Source organism: Arthrobacter phoenicis (assembly GCF_047238215.1).
In the GTDB taxonomy this organism is placed as follows: domain Bacteria; phylum Actinomycetota; class Actinomycetes; order Actinomycetales; family Micrococcaceae; genus Arthrobacter.
Genome location: NZ_JBDFMK010000001.1, coordinates 242828 through 263993, shown reverse-complemented (window position 1 = coordinate 263993; position 21166 = coordinate 242828). Strand labels below are relative to the sequence as shown.

The window sequence follows — 21166 nt, the reverse complement described above, 5'->3', positions numbered from 1 at the left end:
CGACGGAGAACCCCTTGTCAGAACCCACCGCCCAGGATCCGGCCGCCGAGAACGAGGGCCGGGCCGCCGCCGCGGCGTTCCGCCCGGCCGCCGTGGCCCCCGTGCCCCTGGAAACCCTTGGCGGCTGGATCGGCGTCGTGGTTCCGGGCGCCTCGGCCGCCGTCGACGTCACCGGCATCTCGCTGAACTCCCGTACCGTGCTGCCGGGGGATCTCTACGTCGCACTGCCCGGAGCCTCCCGGCACGGGGCCGACTTCGTCGCCCAGGCCGTTGAGGCCGGTGCCGTGGCCGTGCTGACCGACGACGCCGGGGCGCGGCTGCTGGCGCTCTCGAATGACATCGCCGTCCCTGTGCTGGTCACCTCCGAGCCACGGACCCTGGTGGGCCGGCTCTCCGCGCTGATCTACCGCAGCCGCCCCGAGCGCGGCATCGGGCAGGGCACCGACAGCCATGGCACTGACAGCACCTCTGACGGCGCTGCAAACCCGGCGCCGGCGCTGTACGGCGTGACCGGCACCAACGGCAAGACCACCACCACGTACTTCACCAACGCCCTGCTGCGCGCCCTGGGGCGGCGCCCCGGGCTGATCGGCACCATCGAGATCCTGGCCGGCGGCGAGCCGATCCCCAGCCTGCTGACCACCCCGGAATCCACCGACGTGCACGCCCTGTTGGCGCTCATGCGCGAACGCGGCCTCGACGCGGCCTCCATGGAGGTCTCCTCGCACGCTATCGCCTTCCACCGCGTCGACGGGGTGGACTTCGACGTCGCCGGCTTCACCAACCTGACCCAGGACCACCTGGACCTGCACGGGACCATGGAGGAGTACTTCCAGACCAAGGCCCGCCTCTTCACGCCCGAGCTGGCCCGCGCCGCCGTGGTCACGGTCGACGACGAGTGGGGCCGCAGGCTCGCGGGCCTCGCCGCGGGGACCGGCCTGCCGGTCACCACGCTGGCCACCGACGCCGGCACCAACACCCACGCCGCCGGGAATGACGCCGACTGGACCGTCACCGGGACCACCCCGCGCGGGCTCGGCACCGACTTCGTGCTCCGGCACCGGGACGGCGCGGCCCTCACCGTGCACACCGGCCTGCCGGGCGGCTTCAACGTCGCCAACGCGGCCCTGGCCACCGTCATGGTCCTGGCCGGAGGGGCCACCGTCGAGGCGGTGCAGGCCGCCCTCGACGCCGCCGACCCGTTCACCGTCGCCGTGCCCGGCCGCATGCAGCTGGTCGCCACCGAGCCTGCCGCCGTCGTCGACTTCGCCCACAACCCTGACGCACTCGAACGCGCCCTGGCCGCCGTCCGCTCCCCGGAGCCCGGCTCCAAGGTGATCATCGTCTTCGGTGCCACCGGCCAGCGCGATCAGGGCAAGCGCCCCGCGATGGGCGCAATCGCCGCCCGGCTGTCCGACGTCGTGATCGTCAGCGACGACGACCCGCACGACGAGGACGCCGCCGGCATCCGGGCCGACGTCCTGGCCGGCGCCCACGCTGCCGTCCGCGACGAGGCCCTGGCCAGCACCGTCCTGGAGGTGTTCCCGCGGGACGAGGCCATCCGCAAGGCCGTGGAGCTGGCCGCGCCGCATGACACCATCCTGGTGGCCGGCCGCGGCCATGAGGTCTGGCAGGAGGTCAAGGGCGTCAACCTGGCCCTCGATGACCGCGTGGAACTGCGCACTGCCTTGACAGCCCGGGGATTCACCGTTCTCGACGACTAGCGGATAGAGTCCTAAACCGAGATGATTGCATTTACCGCGGCGGAAATCGCCGACATAACCAACGGCCGGCTGGCCGCCGCTCCGGAGCTCACGCCCGGGTCCGTGGTCACCGACTCCCGCGAAGTGACGCCGGGTTCCCTCTACGTGGCCAAGCCCGGTGAGGCCGCCGACGGGCACGACTTCGTGGCCGCCGCCTTCGACCGCGGCGCGGTCCTGGCGCTGGCCGAGCGCGACGTCTTCGACGACGCCGGCAAGACCTTCCCGTCCGTGATTGTCGAGGACGCGGTCCTGGCCATGGGCGCCCTCGCCGCCGAGGCCGTCCGCCGGATCCGGCAGCACCGCGCCGCCGCCGGCGAGGACTTCACCGTGGTGGGCATCACCGGCTCCGCCGGCAAGACCACCACCAAGGACCTGCTGGCCGGCATCTTCTCCGGCTCCGGCGAGACCGTCGCGCCGCAGGGCTCCTACAACGGCGAGGTCGGCGTCCCGCTGACAGTCTTCAAGGCCGGTTTCGGCACCCGCTACCTGGTCATCGAAATGGGTGCCACCGGCATCGGCCACATCACCTACCTTTCCGAGATGGTCCGCCCGGAGCTCGGCGTCGTGCTCTGCGTCGGCACCGCCCACGCCGGCGAATTCGGCGGGGTAGAGAACATCGCCCGCGCCAAGGGCGAAATGGTCGAGGGCCTCGCGGCCGGCGGCACCGCCGTGCTGAACCTCGACGACCCGCGCGTTGCGGCCATGACCGCCAGGACCCAGGCCACCGTGCTGGGCTTCTCGGGCGAATCCGGGCAGACCGGCGGGGGAGTCCTCGCCACCAACGTCGAGCTCAATGCCGGCGGCAGCCCCGAATTCGACCTGGTACTGCCCGACGGCGGCACGCACCACGTCTCCGCGCGCCTGATCGGCGCCCACCACCTGACCAACCTGCTCGCCGCCGCGTCCGCCGCCTTCGCCGCCGGCATCCCCGGCGCGCAGATCGCCGCGTCCCTCAGCAGCCAGAGCGCCGCGAGCCGCTGGCGGATGGAACGAACCGAACGGGCCGACGGTGTCACCATCATCAACGACGCCTACAACGCCAACCCCGAGTCGATGCGGGCCGCGCTCCGCACCCTGGCGGACCTCGGCCGTGGGCGGCGCACCTGGGCCGTGCTCGGCGCCATGCTGGAACTCGGCGAGGACTCCATCCGCGAGCACACCGCCGTCGGCACCCAGGTGGTCCGGCTCAACATCTCCCGGCTCCTGGTGATCGGCCGGGAAGCCCGCGCCCTGTACGTCTCCGCCGTCAACGAGGGTTCCTGGGGCGACGAATGCCTCTTCGCCGAGGACGTCGAGGAGGCCTACGGGATCCTCCAGTCTGAGCTCGAACCCGGTGACCTTGTCCTCTTCAAGTCCTCCAACAGCATCGGCCTGCGCCACCTGGGGGACCGGATAGGATTAGCTGCACCGGCGCCGGACGCCGCCCCGGGCACCGGCCCGGACGCCACCCCTGCCACCGACGGGAGCACCCTGCCGTGATCGCACTGCTGATGGGCTCCGGACTGGCACTGCTGCTGTCCTTCCTCGGTACCCCGCTCTTCATCCGCTTCCTGGTCCGCAAGGGCTACGGGCAGTTCATCCGCGACGACGGACCCACCTCGCACCACACCAAGCGCGGCACCCCCACCATGGGCGGCGCCGTGGTGGTGGTGGGCGTGCTGATCGCGTACTTCGCCACGCACCTGGTGATGTGGTGGATGAACCCGGCCTCGCCCGGACCCACCGCCTCGGCCATGCTCCTGCTGTTCCTCATGGTGGGCATGGGCCTGGTGGGCTTCCTGGATGACTTCATCAAGATCTCCGCCCAGCGCAGCCTGGGCCTGAATGCCAAGGCCAAACTCATCCTCCAGGCCGCGGTGGGCATCATTTTCGCCGTCCTCGCCCTGACCTTCCCGGACGAAAACAAGGTCACCCCGGCGTCGTACCAGATCTCCCTGGTCCGCGACATTCCCTGGCTCAACCTGGCCTTCGGTGGCACCGTGGTGGGTGCGATCCTCTTCGTCCTCTGGTCCAACCTGATCGTCACCGCCGCGACCAACGGCGTGAACCTCACCGACGGCCTGGACGGCCTCGCCGCCGGCGCCTCCGTGATGGTCTTCGGCGCTTACACGCTGATCGGGATCTGGCAGAGCAACCAGTCCTGCGGCTCGCCCCGGCAGGCCGGCGGCGGCTGCTACACCGTCCGCGACCCGCTGGACCTGGCCCTGCTGGCGGCCATCCTCAGCGCGGCCCTGGTGGGCTTCCTCTGGTGGAACACCTCCCCGGCCAAGATCTTCATGGGCGACACCGGCTCGCTCGCGATCGGCGGCGCCGTGGCCGGCTTCGCCATCCTCTCCCGCACCGAACTGCTGCTGGCCTTCATCGGCGGCCTGTTCGTCCTGATCACCCTCTCGGTCATCATCCAGGTGGGCTACTTCAAGATCACCAAGGGCAAGCGGTTCTTCAAGATGGCGCCGCTGCAGCACCACTTCGAACTCAAGGGCTGGGCCGAGGTCACGGTCGTGGTCCGGTTCTGGATTCTCTGCGGGCTGTTCGTCGCCGCCGGCCTCGGCATCTTCTACGCGGAATGGGTGGTACTGCTGTGATCGGCACGATTCCCGAACCCCTCGCCAGCTCACCCCGGCTGGATGGACTCACCAGCTGGGACGCCGACTGGGCCGGCCTGCGCGTGGTGGTGACCGGCATCGGCATCTCCGGCTTCGCCGCCGCGGACACCCTGATCGAACTGGGCGCCCGCGTAGTGGTGGTGGACGCCGCCGAGACCCCCAGGGCCCTGGCCCAGGCGGACACGCTGAAGATCGTCGGTGCGGCCGACGTGCTGCTCGGCGAGGACGCCGTCGCCTCGGTGCCGCGGGTCGACGGCGAGGTTCCCGACCTGGTTGTCACGTCCCCGGGCTGGCGCCCGGACCAGGCCCTGCTCGCCGCCGCCGCGCGGGCGCACATCCCCATCTGGGGCGACGTCGAACTCGCCTGGCGGGTCCGCGTCCGTGAGGGCCGCAAGACCGCCGACTGGATCACCATCACCGGCACCAACGGCAAGACCACCACGGTGGGCCTGACCGAGTCGATGCTGCAGGCCGCCGGTCTCAAGGCGATTGCCGTCGGCAACGTGGGCACCCCCATCCTGGACGCGCTGCGCGACCCGGTGGACTACGACGTCTTCGCCGTCGAACTCTCCAGCTTCCAGCTGCACTGGAGCCACTCCATCTCCCCGGTGGCCAGCGTGTGCCTCAACGTCGCCGAGGACCACGTGGACTGGCACGGCTCCTACGACTCCTACCTCGCGGACAAGGCCAAGGTCTACGAACGGACCCGGAAGGCCTGCGTCTACAACGCCGAGCAGATCGAGACCGAGCGGATGGTCGAGGACGCCGACGTCGTCGAGGGCTGCCGTGCCGTCGCCTTCACCACCCTGACCCCGGCGATCAGCATGGTCGGCGTCGTCGAGGGCCTCCTCGTCGACCGCGCCTTCATCGCCGAACGCAAGGACAGCGCCGCCGAGCTCGCCGCCATGAGCGACCTCGGACCGGTGGCCCCGCGGCACATGGTGGCCAACGCCCTCGCCGCGGCCGCCCTGGTCCGCGCCTACGGGGTGGAACCCGCCGCCGTCCGGCAGGGTCTGCAGAACTACCTCCCGGGGGACCACCGCATCCAGCCGGTCGCGAAGCAGAGCGGGGTGCTCTGGATCAACGACTCCAAGGCCACCAACCCGCACGCTGCGGCCGCCTCGCTGGCCGCGTTCGAGCACGTCATCTGGATCGCCGGCGGCCTGTCCAAGGGTGTGAATTACGACTCACTGGTGCGCGACAACGCCGCCAGGCTCAAGGCCGTGGTGCTGATCGGGGCCGACTCCTCGGACCTAATGGCCTCGCTCGAGCGACACGCGCCGGATGTCCCGGTGATCGGCCACGCCAAGGGTGAGACTGAAAAGGAGCAGACTGCCGGACCGGCCGACGCCGACGCAGCCCCCTCGCCGATCTTTGGCGAGACTGTGATGGCCCAGGCCGTAGCGTCCGCCGCACAGCTGGCCGCCCCGGGGGACACTGTGCTCCTGGCCCCGGCAGCTGCGTCCATGGATCAGTTCTCTTCCTATGCTCACCGTGGCGACGCCTTCATCGAAGCTGTCCGCGAGCTCGTGGAAGGGCAGGCTCAGACCACCGAGGAGTAGCAATGGTCAGCACGCCCACCCGTCCCGCCGCGGCACCCTCCGGCGGCGCGGCCGCCGGCCGCCTCCGCGGCTGGTACCGGATGTTCTGGTCCGCCCTCGAGGGCAACGGCCGGTCCCGGAACGGCTCCACCTACTACCTGATCCTGGGATCCACCCTGGCGCTCACGGCGATCGGCATCATGATGGTGCTTTCGGCCTCCAGCGTCGAGTCCATCGCCGCGGGGGAGTCACCCTATTCGGCGGCGCTGAAGCAAGGACTCTTCGCCGCGATCGGCGTCTTCGTCATGTTCGTCCTCTCCCGGGTTAACGTCGTCTGGCTCAAGCGCTTCGCATGGCCGGCCATCTTCCTGGCCATCCTCCTGCTGGGCCTCGTGCTCCTGATCGGCCGCAGCACGCTGGGTAACCAGAACTGGATCGACGTCGGCCCGTTCACCTTCCAGCCCTCCGAGGCCGCGAAGCTGGCGCTGGCGCTCTGGATGGCCACCGTGCTGAACCGCAAGGCCGCGTTCCTCAGCCAGTGGCGGCACGTGCTGGTCCCCGTGGTGTTCCCGGGCGCTGCTGTCGTCCTCGGCCTGATCCTGGCCGGCAACGACCTCGGCACCGCCATGATCATCATGATCATCATGGCCGCCGGGCTGTTCTTCGCCGGGGTCCGGCTCTACCTGTTCGGGATCGCCGGTGTGGCGCTGGCGATCGGCACCGCCGTCCTGGCCGTGACCAGCCCCAACCGCATGTGCCGCATCCTCTCCTGGACCGGGCAGACCTGCTCCGACGGTTCGGACCTGAACTACCAGTCCACCAACGGCCTCTACGGCCTGGCCTCCGGCGGCTGGTTCGGCGTGGGCCTGGGCCAGAGCCGGCAGAAATACAGCTGGATCCCCGAGGCGCACAACGACTTCATCTTCGCGATCATCGGCGAGGAACTCGGACTGATCGGCACGATCGTCGTCCTCATCCTCTTCGCCGTCCTCGGCACCGCGATCTACCGCGTGGTGGTGGCCCAGCAGGACCTGTTCCACCGCGTCCTCGCCGGCGCCATCATGGTCTGGCTGCTGGGACAGGCCACGGTCAACATGGCCGTCGTCACCGGCCTGCTGCCCGTGATCGGGCTGCCGCTGCCGTTCATCTCGTACGGCGGCTCGGCGCTCCTGATGTCCCTCAGCGCCGTCGGTGTCGTCCTGTCCCTGGCCCGGGCGCAGATGGCTCCGGACATGCAGCCCAAGGGCCTGCTCCGCTTCGGCCCCGCCGGGTTCACCCGGATCCTGCGCCGCAAGGTCGTCGCCCGGCGCGAGGGGGAGACGACGACGGCGGCGTCTGCCGCTGAGAAGCCCTCCACTAAGACGGCCACCAAGGCCTCAGCAGCCGCCCGCAAGCCGCCGAGCACTAAGCAAGTTGGCACTAAGCACGCCGGCACGAGGCAGGCCGCCACGAAGCAGGCCACCGCTAAGCCCGCCAGCCCGGCACCCACGGCACCGGCCCCCCGGCCCGCCGGCACCCGGACCCCCAGCCCCAAGAACCCCGCACGGAAGCGTACCCAGACCTGATGAAGACCCCACCGCCCCTGTCCGTCGTCCTTGCCGGCGGCGGCACCGCCGGCCACATCAGCCCGCTGCTGGCCATCGCCAACGCCGTCAAGGAGGAGCGGCCGGACGCCGCCCTGCTGGCCGTCGGCACCCCCGGCGGCATGGAAACCCGGCTGGTGCCCGCCGCCGGGCTGGACCTCGCCACCGTGGACCGCGTGCCCTTCCCGCGCAAGCCGTCCAAGGCGCTCCTGCAGCTGCCGGGCAAGCTTGCCGGCGCCGTCCGGCAGGCCGGGGTCATCCTGGACGACGCCCGGGCCGATGTGCTGGTGGGCGTCGGCGGCTACGTCTGCACCCCGCTCTACCTCGCCGCGTGGCGGCGCCGGATCCCCATCGTCGTCCACGAGGCCAACACCCGCGCGGGCCTGGCCAACCGGGTCGGCGCACGGCTAAGCCGGCACGTCGGCGTCGCCTTCGCGGCCACCAGGCTGCGCGGCGCCCGCCATGTCGGTATGCCCATGCGCCGCGAGATCTCCGGGCTGGACCGGGCCGCAGCGCGCGCCGCGGCCCGCACCGCGCTGGGTCTCGAGCAGGACAAGCCCACCCTGATCGTCACCGGGGGTTCCTCCGGCGCCCAGAGCATCAACCGGGCCATCGCCGCCGCTGCGGACGCCCTCGGCGCCGCCGGCATCCAGACCCTGCACATCACCGGCCGGGACAAGGCCGTCCACGACGCCCAGGGCCGCCTCCTCGAGGCGCCGGGCTACCGCCAGGTCGAATACATCGACGGCATGGAACTGGCCTACGCCGCAGCGGACCTGCTGCTGGCCCGCGCCGGCGCCGCGACCGTCTGCGAGGTGGCCGCCGTCGGGCTCCCCGCGGTGTTCGTCCCCTTGCCCATCGGCAACGGCGAGCAGGCCCTCAACGCCGCCGGACTGGTCGACGCCGGGGCGGCTCTGCTGGTCGACGACGCTGCCTTCGACGCCGCGTGGATCACCGGCACCATCCTCCCGCTCCTGGGCGACCCGGCGCGGCTGGACCGGATGGCCCACGCCGCGGAGCAGTTCGGGATCCGCGACGCGGACCGGCGGATGTCCGCGCTGGTGCTGGAGGCCGCCGGCGCGGCAACCGGCACCACGGACACCGACCCGACCACAGACCCCACGACGCAGGACAAGCAGTGACCGGCACGGCAGGAAGCGGTAAAGCAATGGCACAGGAAACCGGTACCGGCCAGAGGGCCGAACGCACCCAGGAGTCACTGGGGCGGGTCCACTTCATCGGCATCGGCGGCGTCGGCATGTCCGCCGTCGCCCGCATCATGGTGGCCCGCGGCGTGCCCGTCAGCGGCTCCGACGCCAAGGACCTGCCGGTGATGGCCGACCTCGCCGCCGCCGGTGCCAGGATTGCCGTCGGCTACGACGCGGCCAACCTCGGCGACGCCCAGACCGTGGTGGCCGGGTCCGCGATCCGGGCAGACAACCCCGAACTGGCCGCTGCCAAGGCCGCCGGACTCCCCGTGCTGCACCGCTCCGAGGCGCTGGCCGCCGCCATGGCCCGGGACACCGCCGTCGCGGTCGCCGGCACCCACGGCAAGTCCACCACCACCTCCATGATTACGGTTCTGCTGCAGGGCGCCGGCCTGGACCCCTCCTTCGCCATCGGCGCGAACGTCCCGGCGCTCGGCGTGAACGCCGCCTCCGGGTCCTCGCCGGTGTTCATTGCCGAGGCGGACGAATCCGATGCCTCGTTCCTGAACTACCGCCCGCAGATCGAGGTGGTCACCAACGTCGAACCGGACCACCTGGACCACTACGGCACCGCCGAGGCCGTCTACGAATCCTTTGACCGCTTCACCGCGCTGCTTCCGGCCGACGGCCTGCTGGTCGCCTGCGCCGACGACGACGGCGCCCGGGACCTCGCCCGGCGCACCCGCGAACGCGGCACCACCCGCGTGCTCCTCTACGGCACCTCCCCGGAGGTCGACGTGGTCCTGCACGACGGCGGCCGGGGCGCCCTCACGCTGGAGACCGCCACCGGACGGTACGACGTCGAATTGCAGGTCCCCGGACGGCACAACGCGCTGAACGCGGCGGCCGCCTTCGCCGTGGCGCTGGAGCTGGGCGTGGCGCCGGAGGACGCCGCCGCAGCACTGGGAGGCTTCACCGGCGCGGCCCGCCGCTTCGAGTACAAAGGCGAAGGCTGCGGCGTCCGCGTCTACGACGACTACGCCCACCACCCCACGGAGGTCCGCGCCGCCCTGGCCGCGGCCCGCTCGGTGGCCGGCGACCAGCGGGTCCACGTGCTCTTCCAACCACACTTGTTCTCCCGGACCCGCGAATTCGCCCGGGAGTTCGCCGAAGCCCTCAACGCCGCGGACACCGCCTGGGTCCTGGACATCTACCCTGCCCGCGAAGACCCCATCCCAGGGGTCACCAGCCAGCTGATCGCCGACCACCTGGGCCCCAACGGGCACCTGGTGGGCCCCGGCGCGGACGCGGTCCAGGCCGTGCTCGCCGCCGCCGGCCCCGGTGACATCGTCCTCACCGCAGGTGCCGGCGACGTCACCGCCTACGGGCCGCTGCTGGTGGAGGCGCTCACCGCCGGGATCCCCGGTGCCTAGCTCCCGACGGCCCGGCTACCCGCCCGCGCCCGACACCTCGAACCAGCGCAGCTCAAGCCAGCGTGGCAGCTCAAGCCAGCGCGGTACAGGCCGGGACGGCACGCCGGCGTCCCGCCCCGGCGTCATCACGGCGACGAAGTCGGACCAGGGACCGGGCACGGCCCCGGGCCCGGCGACGGAGCCTGCACCCGGCAAGGTCCTGGCCTTCCCCGAACCGAAGGCCCGGCGGCGCCGCCGGATCGTCCTCGGCACCATCGCCGTCGTCGCTGTCCTGATCGCGGGGATCATTGCCGCCGCCGTCTATTCGCCGTGGCTCGCGGTCCGCACGGTCACCGTGCAGGGCACCCGGATGCTCAGCCAGGACCAGATCCAAGCCGCGCTGGCGCCCTTGCAGGGCAAGCCCCTGCCCCAGGTCAGCGAAAGTGACGTCACCGCGCTGTTGCAGCCCTTGGTGCAGGTCAAGTCCGTGACCAGCCAGGCCCGGCCGCCGTCCACCCTGCAGGTGACCATCGTCGAGCGCGTCCCGGTGGCCCTGCTCAAGCAGGGCCAGGCCTTCCAGTTGGTGGACCCGGACGGGGTGCCGCTCGGAACCGCGCCGGACGCCGCCGCGGTGAAGCTTCCCGTCATCGACGGCGGGGGAGGGGCCCTGCCGCAGGATCTGTTCCACGCCATCACCGGAGTGCTCGGCGCGCTGCCGCCGGACATCCTGGCCCGGCTCTCCGACGCCTCCGCCAAGTCGGTGGACGCCGTCGAACTCAAGCTCGTGGACGGGCAGACGATCGTCTGGGGCAACGCGGGGGAGAAGGACCTCAAGGCCCGGGTGCTGGCCGCCCTGCTGAAGGCGCCGGCGGACCCCAAGAACCCCGTGAAGGTGTACGACGTCAGCGTCCCGCGCCATCCCGTCACCCGCTGAGGGCCGGGCGGGGAATTTCGCCATTTAGCCGGTATTAGCGCGACACGCGGAGCCGGTCATTGAATGTCCCCGGCCTAGCCAATAGCGTTCCAAGTACGAGTTAGTTGACATAACTATAACCCTCAAGTCGAAGGTTAAGGTTAGCCTTTCAAGCTGGACTCCATCAGATTTCGCAATAGAACACGAACAAGGGACACGTAACGTGGCAGCTCCGCAGAATTACTTGGCCGTCATCAAGGTCGTCGGCATCGGCGGCGGTGGCGTGAACGCAGTCAACCGCATGATTGAGGTGGGCCTTCGCGGCGTCGAATTCATCGCAATCAACACCGATGCGCAGGCGCTGCTGATGTCCGATGCAGACGTCAAGCTCGACGTCGGACGCGAGCTGACCCGTGGTCTCGGAGCCGGCGCGAACCCCGAGGTGGGCCGCCAGGCCGCCGAGGACCACGCCGATGAAATCGAAGAGGTGCTCCGCGGCGCGGACATGGTCTTCGTGACCGCCGGCGAAGGCGGCGGCACCGGCACCGGTGGCGCGCCCGTCGTGGCCCGCATCGCCCGGTCCCTCGGCGCCTTGACGATCGGCGTCGTCACCCGCCCGTTCACCTTCGAGGGCCGGCGCCGCGCCGGTTCCGCCGAGGCCGGCATCGACGCCCTGCGCGACGAGGTCGACACCCTCATCGTCATCCCGAACGACCGGCTGCTGTCGATCAGCGACCGCAACGTCTCGGTGCTGGACGCCTTCCGCTCCGCCGACCAGGTGCTGCTCTCCGGTGTCCAGGGCATCACCGACCTGATCACCACCCCCGGCCTCATCAACCTCGACTTCGCCGACGTCAAGTCCGTCATGCAGGGCGCCGGTTCGGCACTGATGGGCATCGGCTCGGCCCGCGGCGAAGACCGTGCGGTCAAGGCCGCCGAGCTCGCCATCGCCTCCCCGCTGCTGGAAGCCTCGATCGACGGCGCCCACGGCGTCCTGCTCTCCATCCAGGGCGGCTCCGACCTCGGCCTGTTCGAAATCAACGAGGCGGCCCGCCTGGTGCAGGAAGTCGCGCACCCGGAAGCCAACATCATCTTCGGTGCCGTGATCGACGACGCCCTCGGCGACGAGGCCCGCGTTACCGTCATCGCCGCCGGCTTCGACGACGTCAAGGCCACCTCGCCGTCGATGGACCAGTCCCAGCCGGCCCCCGTACGCCAGGCCGCTCCGGCTCCCGCCCCGGCCCAGGCTCCGGCCTCAGCCCCGGCGCAGCCGATGCACGCCGGCGTCGGCGCCTCGGGCCTGGGCAACTGGGGCCAGCAGCGACCCTCCGCCGTGCCCGCCGATTCGGGCTTCGACGTGGACCTGCCCTCGGTCGTGGAGCCGGACTTGTCCGGCCGCCACTCCGATGACCTGGACGTCCCCGACTTCCTGAAGTAGGCCACCGGCACCACCCGCAGCACCCAGCATGGCACCGCCCCGGCGGTGCCATGCTGCGTTGCGGGCGGTACCGTGGTGTGGGCGGAGGACATCCGCTCACGAAAGACAGCAACAACCGGAACAGTGGTGAGATACGTGTTTTCCTGGCGGGCAGAGGTGAGCCCCGGCGTGTGGGTGGCCTTCACGAACGCGGCGGCCGGCAACCTGGCCCTGCACGTCGGCGACAACCCCGCTGAGGTGCGCCGGCGACGGAGGGACCTTGCGGCGGAGGCCGGCGTGGGCCCGGGCGGGTTCTCCTTCATGAAACAGGTACACGGCAATGACGTCGCCGAGATTCCCGCGGACGCCGGGCAGGGTTCCGCGCCCACGGCCGACGCCCTGGTCTCCACCGGCGCGCCGCTGGCCGTGATGGTGGCGGACTGCGTGCCGGTCGTCCTCGTGGGGGAGCGGGCCGCGGAGGACGGCGCCGGAGCCCCGGTCCCCGTCTTCGGCGTCGCCCACGCCGGCCGTCCGGGCACCGCCGCCGGGGTTGTTCCCGCCGCCGTGGACCGGATGCGCGCCCTCGGTGCCGGGGAGATCCGGGCCTGGATCGGCCCCTCCGTCTGCGGCCGCTGCTACGAGGTGCCCGCGGAGCTCCGCGAGGAGGTGGCCTCCGTGGTTCCCGCCACCTGGACCACCACCGCGCAGGGGACCCCAGGCCTGGATCTCCCCGCCGGGGTGCGGGGCCAGCTCGAGGCCGCCGGCGTCGAGGTCATGTACAGCGGCGGCTGCACGCTCGAAGACCCTGAGCTCTTCTCTTACCGCCGAGACTCCTCCACCGGGCGCTTCGCCGGCCTGGTCTGGGCCGCGGCATGAGCGGGGCACCGGCCCCGGAGTCCGGGGCGGATCCACGCACCGCGGAGCTCTCCGAACGGCTCGCCGCGGTGCGCCGGCGCATCGCCTCGGCTTCGGAGGCCGCCGGCCGTGGCGCGGACCTGCCGCAGCTGATCGTGGTCACCAAGTTCCACCCTGCCGCCGACGTGGCACGCCTGGCCTCCCTGGGCGTCACCGACGTCGGCGAAAACCGCGACCAGGAGGCCGCGGAGAAGGCGGCCGAGCTCTCCACCCTGGCCCTCCGCTGGCACTTCATCGGACAACTCCAAACCAACAAGGCCAAGTCCGTGGTTCGCTACGCCGCGGCCGTGCACTCGGTGGACCGGCCGCAGCTGGCCACCGCCCTCGCGAAGGCCATCGCCGTCGAACAGGGCCGCACCGGACGGGACGACCTCGACTGCTTCATCCAGGTCAACTTGGCCGATGACGCCGACGAAGCCGACGGCAACCGGGGCGGCGCGCTGCCCGTGACCGTTCCGGAGCTGGCCGCCCAACTCGCCGCCGCACCCGGCCTCCGGCTGGCCGGCGTTATGGCCGTGGCACCCCTCGGCGCACCGCCCGAACCCGCCTTCGAAAAACTCGCCGGCATCGCCGCGGCGCTGCGCGCAGACTTTCCGCAGGCCAGCGGCATTTCCGCGGGAATGAGCCAGGACCTGGAGGCCGCCATCCGGCACGGGGCGACACACCTGCGAATTGGCTCCGATATTCTCGGTCCGCGTCCGGCCGTGCGGTAGGTTCAACGTATTGGAAGGTAATGGCGGGGCAATACTGACACGATTAGGAGTGGACCCATGGCTGGCGCTCTGCGCAAGACAATGATCTATCTTGGGCTCGCCGACGGCGATGAACACTACGAGTCTGACCATCACACCCCGCACAAGGATGAGGACGAACCTATGGAGCACGACCGCGAGGAGCGCCGCGCGCCGGCCCCCGTCCGCGAAGCCCCCCGGGAAGAGCCCTATGCCGCCGAAGAGGAATACCGCGCACCCGTGACACCCATCAAGCGAGCGGCCGCCAGCCGCGAAGAGACCTCCGGCCTCCGGCAGATCACCACGATCCACCCGCGGTCCTACAACGACGCGAAACTGATCGGTGAGAGCTTCCGCGACGGCATCCCGGTGATCATGAACGTCACGGACATGGGGGAGGCGGATGCCAAGCGGCTGGTCGACTTCTCCGCCGGACTGGTCTTCGGCCTCCGGGGCAGCATCGAACGGGTCACCAACAAGGTGTTCCTGCTCTCGCCCTCCTACGTCGAGGTGATCGGCGACGACAAGAAGGCCAGCGAGACCACGGCCTCCTTCTTCAACCAAAGCTAGTCGCGGATTCCGGCGGGGCGGCCAGGCAGGATCACCTGCCCGGCCGCCCCGCCGGAATTTTCGTGTTGAAATAGAAGCGCACCCCCGGCCAGGACACTGCGGTATCCGGAACGAACATGGAGAACTGAACTAACTCATGGGAATTGTTTTCGGGCTGATCTATGTCGCGCTGCTGCTCTTCTTCGTCGCGCTGATCGTGCGGCTGGTTTTCGACTGGGTCCAGATGTTCGCCCGCAGCTGGCGCCCCCGCGGCGCGGCGCTGATCACGGCCCACGCGGTCTACGCCGTGACGGACAAGCCGCTGAAGCTGCTGCGCCGGATCCTTCCACCGCTCCGGCTCGGCGGGATCTCCCTGGACCTTGCCTTCCTGGTGCTCTTTTTGGCGGTATCGATCGCCATGGGAGTGGCCAGGTCACTGACCTACGCGACGGCCGTCGCCATCTGACGCGGCCCGCGGACAGCACCATCATCAGATAAAACTCCGGTCCAACACTGCGGTGTTGAATTAGAGGAACCAGACCATATTTAGGTACCGTAGTTTTGACGGCCGGAAGGCCTCCTGACTAACTAGACCAACGAGGTGACCAGATGGCTTTGACGCCAGAAGACGTTGTCAACAAGCGCTTTCAGCCGACCAAGTTCCGCGAGGGATACGACCAGGACGAGGTTGACGACTTCCTGGACGAAATCGTCGTCGAACTCCGACGCCTGAACCAGGAAAACGACGAGCTCCGCAAGAAGCTTGCCGAGGCCGGTTCCGGCACCGCTGCGGCCCCCGCCGCGGCCGCCCCCGTCGTGGAAAAGGTCCCCGCACCCGTCAAGGCCGAGCAGGATGACCGCGCCAAGGCCGAGGCCAAGGCTAAGGCTGAAGCCGACGCGAAGGCCGCCGAAGCCGCCAAGAAGAAGGAAGCTGAGAAGGCTCCCGCCCCCGCCGCTGCGGCCCCCGTCGCCGCCTCCGCCTCCGCGGAATCCGCCGCCGGCCTGCTGGCCATGGCGCAGCAGATGCACGACAAGCACATCGCCGACGGCGAGCAGCAGCGCGACAAGATCATCGCCGAGGCGCAGATCGAAGCCAGCAGCCTGGTCAACGACGCGCAGGAAAAGTCCCGCAAGATCCTGGGTGCCCTCGAGCAGCAGCGCTCCGTCCTGGAACGCAAGGTCGAGCAGCTGCGCGGCTTCGAGCGCGACTACCGCTCCCGCCTGAAGGCCTACATCGAAGGCCAGCTGCGCGACCTGGACGCCCGCGGCTCCGTCGCGGCCCCCGAGGTCGAAGCGAACTAGTCGAAGCGGATCACCAGCTTCAGCACGTATTCTGAAAGCCGGTGGCTGAGGACTCCTCGGCCACCGGCTTTTTGCATGTGGCAAGACCGGAACCGGAACGAAAGCACTATGACGAACGCACCAACCCCCGCCGTCCCCCGGGACGCACCCGCCCGCAGGCCGCGCCGCGGGCTCCTGCTCTCCCTGTTCGCGGGCTTTGCCGTGTTCGCCTACGTCTTCGACCAGCTGACCAAGCTGTGGGTCACCTCCACCATGATCGAGGGGGAGCGGACGCCGGTCCTGCCGCCGCTGTTGCACTGGTACTACATCCGGAACTCCGGCGCCGCGTTCTCCATCGGGGAGAACGTCACCTGGGTCTTCACCATCATCATGGCCGCCGTCTCCGTGGCCATCCTGCTGCAGCTGCGGAAGCTCGGCTCCGCGTGGTGGGCGCTGGCGCTGGGCCTGCTGCTCGGCGGCGCCCTGGGCAACCTGACCGACCGGCTCTTCCGCGACCCGTCCTTCGGCATGGGCCACGTGGTGGACTTCATCCAGCTGCCCAACTTCGCCATCTTCAACATCGCCGACTCCGCCGTCGTGTCCTCCGTGGTGATCATCTGCCTCCTGACCCTGCGCGGCATCCCCCTGGACGGCGTCCGGCGCCGCGAGGAGGGCCCCGAGGGCAACGGGCACGCCGCCGACGAGCACTCCGCCGCCGAGCGCAACGCCGAAGAGGCCGACGGCGACAAGCACGACGGCGGCAACCATGTCTGAGCCGGCAGCAGCCGCAGCCCGGCACTACACCGTCCCCGAGGAGCTCGCCGGCGCCCGCATCGACGCCGGGCTGGCACGCCTCATGGACATCTCCCGGTCCCAGGCCGCGGCGCTGATCGCCGAGGGACACGTCAGCACCGGCGGCAAGCCGGTCGGAAAGTCGCTGAAGCTCAGCGCCGGCGCCGGACTCGACGTCGTCGTCCCGGACCGCCGGGACCCCCTGGAAGTGGTGGAGGAAGTCGTGGAAGGCCTCACAATCCTGCTCGACGACGATGATTTCGTCGTGATCGACAAGCCCGTCGGCGTCGCCGCGCACCCCTCGCCCGGCTGGGTGGGGCCCACGGTCGTCGGCGGCCTTGCCGGCGCCGGCTACCGGATTTCCACCTCCGGCGCCACCGAACGCGCCGGGATTGTGCACCGGCTCGACGTCGGCACCTCCGGGGTCATGGTGGTCGCCAAGACCGAGGACGCGTACACCAAGCTCAAGCGGGCCTTCAAGGACCGCACCGTGGACAAGGTCTACCACGCCGTCGTCCAGGGCCTCCCGGACCCGCTTGCCGGCACCATTGACGCGCCGATCGGCCGCCACCCCGGCCACGACTGGCGCTTCGCCGTCGTCGAGGACGGCCGCGACTCGGTCACCCACTACGAGGTCCTTGAGGCGTTTGGCAAGGCGTCCCTGGTGGAGGTTCACCTGGAAACCGGGCGCACCCACCAGATCCGCGTGCACTTCTCCGCGCTTCGCCACCCCTGTGCCGGGGACCTGACCTACGGCGCCGACCCGCGGCTGGCCGCCACCCTGGGCCTGACCCGGCAGTGGCTGCACGCCCGGCAGCTCTCCTTCGACCACCCCCGGACGGGGGAGCGGGTCACCGTGACCAGCGACTACCCGCAGGACCTGCAGTACGCGCTCGAGGTCCTCGCCTCCGGCAACGCCTGACGCCCACCGTCCGAGCCCGGCACTAGAATGAACCGGTGACTTCCAGCAACAATTCGTTCGTCCATCTCCACAACCACACCGAATACTCCATGCTGGACGGCGCCGCCCGGCTCGGGGAACTCTTCGATGAGACCGGACGGCTGGGCATGCCGGCGCTGGCCACCACGGACCACGGCTACCTGTTCGGCGCCTTCGACTTCTGGAAGCGCGCCACCGACGCCGGCATCAAGCCGATCATCGGCGTCGAGGCCTATGTGACGCCCGGGACCGCGCGCACGGACAAGACGAGGGTGCGCTGGGGCGAGGAGAACCAGCGCAAGGACGACATCTCCGGCGGCGGCGCGTACACGCACATGACGCTGCTGAGCTACAACAACACCGGCATGCGGAACCTCTTCCGCGCCTCCTCCATCGCCTCGCTGGACTCCGTCTTCGGCAAGTGGCCGCGGCTGGACCGGGAGCTGCTGAACACCTACTCCGAGGGGCTGATCGCCACCACCGGCTGCCCCTCCGGCGAGGTGCAGACCCGGCTCCGGCTGGGCCAGTACCGGGAGGCCGTGGAGGCCGCGGCCGAGTTCCGCGACATCTTCGGCGCGGAAAACTACTTCTGCGAGCTGATGGACCACGGCCTGGACATCGAGCGCCGCGTCACCGGTGACCTGCTGCGCCTGGCCAAGGAACTGAATCTCCCGCTGGTGGCCACCAACGACCTGCACTACACCCACGAGCACGACGCCAAGGCCCACGAGGCACTGCTGGCCATCCAGTCCGGCTCCACCCTGCTCGAACCCACCTACGACAACGGCGGCTCGCGGTTCGCGTTCTCCGGCAGCGGCTACTACCTGAAATCCCCGCAGGAGATGCGCGAACTGTTCCGGGACCACCCGGACGCCTGTGACAATACCCTGCTGATCGCCGAGCGCTGCGACGTCTCCTTCAACACCGGCGCCAACTACATGCCCCGCTTCCCCTGCCCCGAGGGCGAGGACGAGACCTCCTGGCTGGTCAAGGAGGTGGACAAGGGCCTGCACTACCGGTACCCGCAGGGCATCCCGGACAAGGTCCGTGCCCAGGCCGACTACGAACTCGATGTCATCACCTCGATGGGCTTCCCCGGCTACTTCCTGGTGGTCGCGGACTTCATCAACTGGGCCAAGAACAACGGCATCCGCGTCGGTCCCGGCCGTGGCTCCGGCGCCGGTTCCATGGTGGCCTACGCCATGCGCATCACCGACCTGGACCCGCTGCACCACGGCCTGATCTTCGAACGGTTCCTCAACCCGGACCGCGTCTCCATGCCCGACTTCGACGTCGACTTCGATGACCGCCGCCGGTCCGAGGTGATCGACTACGTGACGAAGAAGTACGGTGACGAGCGCGTGGCCATGATCGTCACCTACGGCACCATCAAGACCAAGCAGGCGCTCAAGGACTCCTCCCGCGTGCTGGGCTACCCGTTCAGCATGGGCGAGACCCTGACCAAGGCGCTGCCCCCGGCGGTCATGGCCAAGGACATCCCGCTGGCGGACATCCAGAACCCCGAGGCCAAGCGCTACGGCGAGGCCGGGGACTTCCGGCAGCTGATCGCCACCGATCCGGAGGCTGCGAAGGTCTTCGAGACCGCCCTCGGCATCGAGGGCCTGAAGCGCCAGTGGGGCGTGCACGCCGCCGGCGTCATCATGTCCTCGGACCCCATCATCGACGTCATTCCGATCATGCGCCGCTTCCAGGACGGCCAGGTCATTACCCAGTTCGACTACCCGACGTCCGAGGGCCTGGGCCTGATCAAGATGGACTTCCTGGGCCTGCGGAACCTGACGATCATTTCCGACGCCCTGGAAAACATCAAAATGAACCGCGGGGTGGACCTGGACCTCGAATCCCTGGCCCTGGACGACGCCGACTCCTACGAACTGCTGGCCCGCGGCGACACCCTGGGCGTCTTCCAGCTCGACGGCGGGCCGATGCGGTCGTTGCTGAAGCTGATGAAGCCGGACAACTTCGAAGACATCTCCGCCGTCCTGGCCCTCTACCGGCCGGGCCCGATGGGCGCCAACGCGCACAACGACTACGCCCTGCGCAAAAACGGCATCCAGCCGGTCATCCCCATCCACCCGGAGCTGGAGGAACCGCTGGCCGAGATCCTCGGCGGCACGTACGGCCTGATCGTGTACCAGGAGCAGGTCATGGCCGTGGCGCAGAAGCTCGCCGGCTACAGCCTGGGCCAGGCCGACATCCTCCGCCGCGCCATGGGTAAGAAGAAGAAGTCGGAACTGGATAAGCAGTTCGCCGGCTTCTCCCAGGGCATGCAGGACAACGGCTACTCCATGGATGCCGTAAAGACCCTCTGGGACATCCTGCTCCCGTTCTCCGACTACGCCTTCAACAAGGCCCACTCGGCCGCCTACGGCGTGATCTCCTACTGGACCGCCTACCTGAAGGCCCACTACGCCCAGGAGTACATGGCGGCGCTGCTGACCAGCGTCGGCGATGACAAGGACAAGTCGGCCATCTACCTGAACGAGTGCCGCCGGATGGGCATCACGGTGCTGCCGCCGGACGTCAACGAGTCCGCGTTGAACTTCACCCCGGTGGGCAACGACATCCGCTTCGGCATGGGCGCCATCCGCAACGTCGGTGCCAACGCCGTCGATGCCATGGTGGCCGCCCGTGAACGCGAGGGCGCCTTCACCTCCTTCAAGGACTTCCTGATGAAGGTCCCGGCCGTGGTCTGCAACAAGCGCACCATCGAATCCCTCATCAAGGCCGGCGCCTTCGATTCGCTGGGACACCACCGGCGCGCCCTCGCCATGGTCCACGAAGAGGCGATCGACTCCGTCATCACGCTCAAGCGCAACGAGGCCATCGGCCAGTTCGACCTGTTCGCCGGGATCGAGGACACCGAATCGGAGTCCTCGCTCAGCATCGACATCCCGGACCTCCCCGAGTGGGAGAAGAAGGACAAGCTCTCCTTCGAGCGGGACATGCTGGGCCTCTACGTCTCGGACCACCCGCTGCAGGGCCTGGAGGGCGTCCTGACCCAGCACGCGGACCAGTCCATCACCTCGATCATCGCCGAGGATGGCCCGCACGACGGCGCGATCATCACCATCGCGGGCATGATCACCTCGCTGAGCCGGCGGATCGCCAAGGCCAGCGGCAACGCCTACGCGCGCGCCGAGATCGAGGACCTCGGCGGCTCGGTGGAGGTGATGTTCTTCGGCCAGGTCTACGGCCCCATCGCGTCCGTCCTCGCCGAGGACCTGATCGTCGTCGTCAAGGGCCGCCTGCAGCGCCGGGACGATGGGGCCATCGCGGTCAACTGCATGGAACTCTCCGTGCCGGACCTCAGCGAGGGCCTGGACGGGCCGCTCGTCATCACCATGCCCACGCACAAGGCCACCGAGGCCGTCGTGAACGAGCTCGGCGAGGTCCTGAAGACCCACCGGGGCAAGTCCGAGGTGCGGCTGCACCTGCACGGCGACTCACGCGTTGAGGTGATGGGCTTGCCGGTGCACCTGCGGGTCAACCCGAGCCCGTCGCTCTACGGCGACCTGAAGGTCCTCCTCGGGCCGACGTGCCTGGACGGGTAG

16 protein-coding genes and 1 pseudogene are annotated in these 21166 nt (G+C 69.8%); all 17 read left to right on the top strand.

Translation table 11 applies throughout. The features are described from left to right. Window positions 1-14 precede the first annotated feature (14 nt). The 17 genes and pseudogenes from ABC337_RS01195 to dnaE all read left to right on the top strand — a co-directional run bounded on the left by ABC337_RS01195 (window position 15) and on the right by dnaE (window position 21166). Complete coding sequence (locus tag ABC337_RS01195; RefSeq protein WP_412882690.1) at window positions 15-1724, top strand: UDP-N-acetylmuramoyl-L-alanyl-D-glutamate--2,6-diaminopimelate ligase; 1710 nt, start codon at window positions 15-17, stop codon at window positions 1722-1724. A 21-nt stretch (window positions 1725-1745) separates the two neighbouring features. Beyond that, window positions 1746-3242, top strand: a complete 1497-nt coding sequence (locus ABC337_RS01190) for a UDP-N-acetylmuramoyl-tripeptide--D-alanyl-D-alanine ligase (RefSeq protein ID WP_412882691.1) — start codon at window positions 1746-1748, stop codon at window positions 3240-3242. Beyond that, complete coding sequence (gene mraY, locus ABC337_RS01185; protein ID WP_412882692.1) at window positions 3239-4348, top strand: phospho-N-acetylmuramoyl-pentapeptide-transferase; 1110 nt, start codon at window positions 3239-3241, stop codon at window positions 4346-4348. Before ABC337_RS01190 ends, mraY begins: the two co-directional genes overlap by 4 nt. Then, complete coding sequence (gene murD / locus ABC337_RS01180; RefSeq protein WP_412882693.1) at window positions 4330-5931, top strand: UDP-N-acetylmuramoyl-L-alanine--D-glutamate ligase; 1602 nt, start codon at window positions 4330-4332, stop codon at window positions 5929-5931. Before mraY ends, murD begins: the two co-directional genes overlap by 19 nt. 2 nt (window positions 5932-5933) lie before the next feature. Next, window positions 5934-7175, top strand: a pseudogene (gene ftsW, locus ABC337_RS01175) (putative lipid II flippase FtsW); the annotation flags it as partial. 299 nt (window positions 7176-7474) lie between these two features. After that, window positions 7475-8635, top strand: coding sequence for an undecaprenyldiphospho-muramoylpentapeptide beta-N-acetylglucosaminyltransferase (gene murG, locus ABC337_RS01170; protein WP_412882694.1), 1161 nt, complete (start codon window positions 7475-7477; stop codon window positions 8633-8635). Between the two features lie 26 nt (window positions 8636-8661). Then, window positions 8662-10074: a UDP-N-acetylmuramate--L-alanine ligase gene (gene murC, locus ABC337_RS01165; protein WP_412882695.1), complete on the top strand. Its 1413-nt coding sequence runs from the start codon at window positions 8662-8664 to the stop codon at window positions 10072-10074. Further along, window positions 10067-10987: a cell division protein FtsQ/DivIB gene (locus ABC337_RS01160; protein ID WP_412882696.1), complete on the top strand. Its 921-nt coding sequence runs from the start codon at window positions 10067-10069 to the stop codon at window positions 10985-10987. Before murC ends, ABC337_RS01160 begins: the two co-directional genes overlap by 8 nt. Window positions 10988-11189: 202 nt before the next feature. Then, complete coding sequence (ftsZ, locus tag ABC337_RS01155; protein ID WP_412882697.1) at window positions 11190-12404, top strand: cell division protein FtsZ; 1215 nt, start codon at window positions 11190-11192, stop codon at window positions 12402-12404. Between the two features lie 135 nt (window positions 12405-12539). After that, on the top strand, window positions 12540-13259 hold the full coding sequence (locus tag ABC337_RS01150) for a purine nucleoside phosphorylase YfiH/LACC1 family protein (protein WP_412882698.1): 720 nt from the start codon (window positions 12540-12542) through the stop codon (window positions 13257-13259). Next, window positions 13256-14011 carry a YggS family pyridoxal phosphate-dependent enzyme gene (locus tag ABC337_RS01145; RefSeq protein WP_412882699.1) on the top strand — a complete coding sequence of 252 codons (756 nt, stop codon included), beginning with the start codon at window positions 13256-13258 and terminating at the stop codon, window positions 14009-14011. The genes ABC337_RS01150 and ABC337_RS01145 overlap by 4 nt, the downstream gene beginning before the upstream one ends. Before the next feature lie 57 nt (window positions 14012-14068). Continuing rightward, window positions 14069-14599: a cell division protein SepF gene (locus ABC337_RS01140; RefSeq protein WP_290258180.1), complete on the top strand. Its 531-nt coding sequence runs from the start codon at window positions 14069-14071 to the stop codon at window positions 14597-14599. Between the two features lie 136 nt (window positions 14600-14735). Further along, window positions 14736-15044, top strand: a complete 309-nt coding sequence (locus ABC337_RS01135) for a YggT family protein (RefSeq protein WP_377972996.1) — start codon at window positions 14736-14738, stop codon at window positions 15042-15044. A gap of 143 nt (window positions 15045-15187) precedes the next feature. Further along, a complete protein-coding gene (locus tag ABC337_RS01130) occupies window positions 15188-15880 on the top strand; it encodes a DivIVA domain-containing protein (protein ID WP_290258178.1) in 693 nt (230 codons plus the stop codon). A 108-nt stretch (window positions 15881-15988) separates the two neighbouring features. Beyond that, window positions 15989-16633, top strand: coding sequence for a signal peptidase II (lspA, locus tag ABC337_RS01125; protein ID WP_412882700.1), 645 nt, complete (start codon window positions 15989-15991; stop codon window positions 16631-16633). Further along, window positions 16626-17573: an RluA family pseudouridine synthase gene (locus ABC337_RS01120; RefSeq protein WP_412882701.1), complete on the top strand. Its 948-nt coding sequence runs from the start codon at window positions 16626-16628 to the stop codon at window positions 17571-17573. Before lspA ends, ABC337_RS01120 begins: the two co-directional genes overlap by 8 nt. A 35-nt stretch (window positions 17574-17608) precedes the next feature. Continuing rightward, entirely contained in the window at window positions 17609-21166 is a 3558-nt protein-coding gene (gene dnaE / locus ABC337_RS01115; protein WP_412882702.1) for a DNA polymerase III subunit alpha, read from the top strand.

Bases quoted from the DNA above. Each gene is read 5' to 3' on its own strand.
- murD (WP_412882693.1), top strand. From the start codon at position 4,330: ATGGGTGGTACTGCTGTGATCGGCACGATTCCCGAACCCCTCGCCAGC.
- ABC337_RS01120 (WP_412882701.1), top strand. From the start codon at position 16,626: ATGTCTGAGCCGGCAGCAGCCGCAGCCCGGCACTACACCGTCCCCGAG.
- ABC337_RS01190 (WP_412882691.1), top strand. From the start codon at position 1,746: ATGATTGCATTTACCGCGGCGGAAATCGCCGACATAACCAACGGCCGG.
- ABC337_RS01135 (WP_377972996.1), top strand. From the start codon at position 14,736: ATGGGAATTGTTTTCGGGCTGATCTATGTCGCGCTGCTGCTCTTCTTC.
- ABC337_RS01145 (WP_412882699.1), top strand. From the start codon at position 13,256: ATGAGCGGGGCACCGGCCCCGGAGTCCGGGGCGGATCCACGCACCGCG.
- murG (WP_412882694.1), top strand. From the start codon at position 7,475: ATGAAGACCCCACCGCCCCTGTCCGTCGTCCTTGCCGGCGGCGGCACC.
- murC (WP_412882695.1), top strand. From the start codon at position 8,662: ATGGCACAGGAAACCGGTACCGGCCAGAGGGCCGAACGCACCCAGGAG.
- ABC337_RS01140 (WP_290258180.1), top strand. From the start codon at position 14,069: ATGGCTGGCGCTCTGCGCAAGACAATGATCTATCTTGGGCTCGCCGAC.
- ABC337_RS01130 (WP_290258178.1), top strand. From the start codon at position 15,188: ATGGCTTTGACGCCAGAAGACGTTGTCAACAAGCGCTTTCAGCCGACC.
- lspA (WP_412882700.1), top strand. From the start codon at position 15,989: ATGACGAACGCACCAACCCCCGCCGTCCCCCGGGACGCACCCGCCCGC.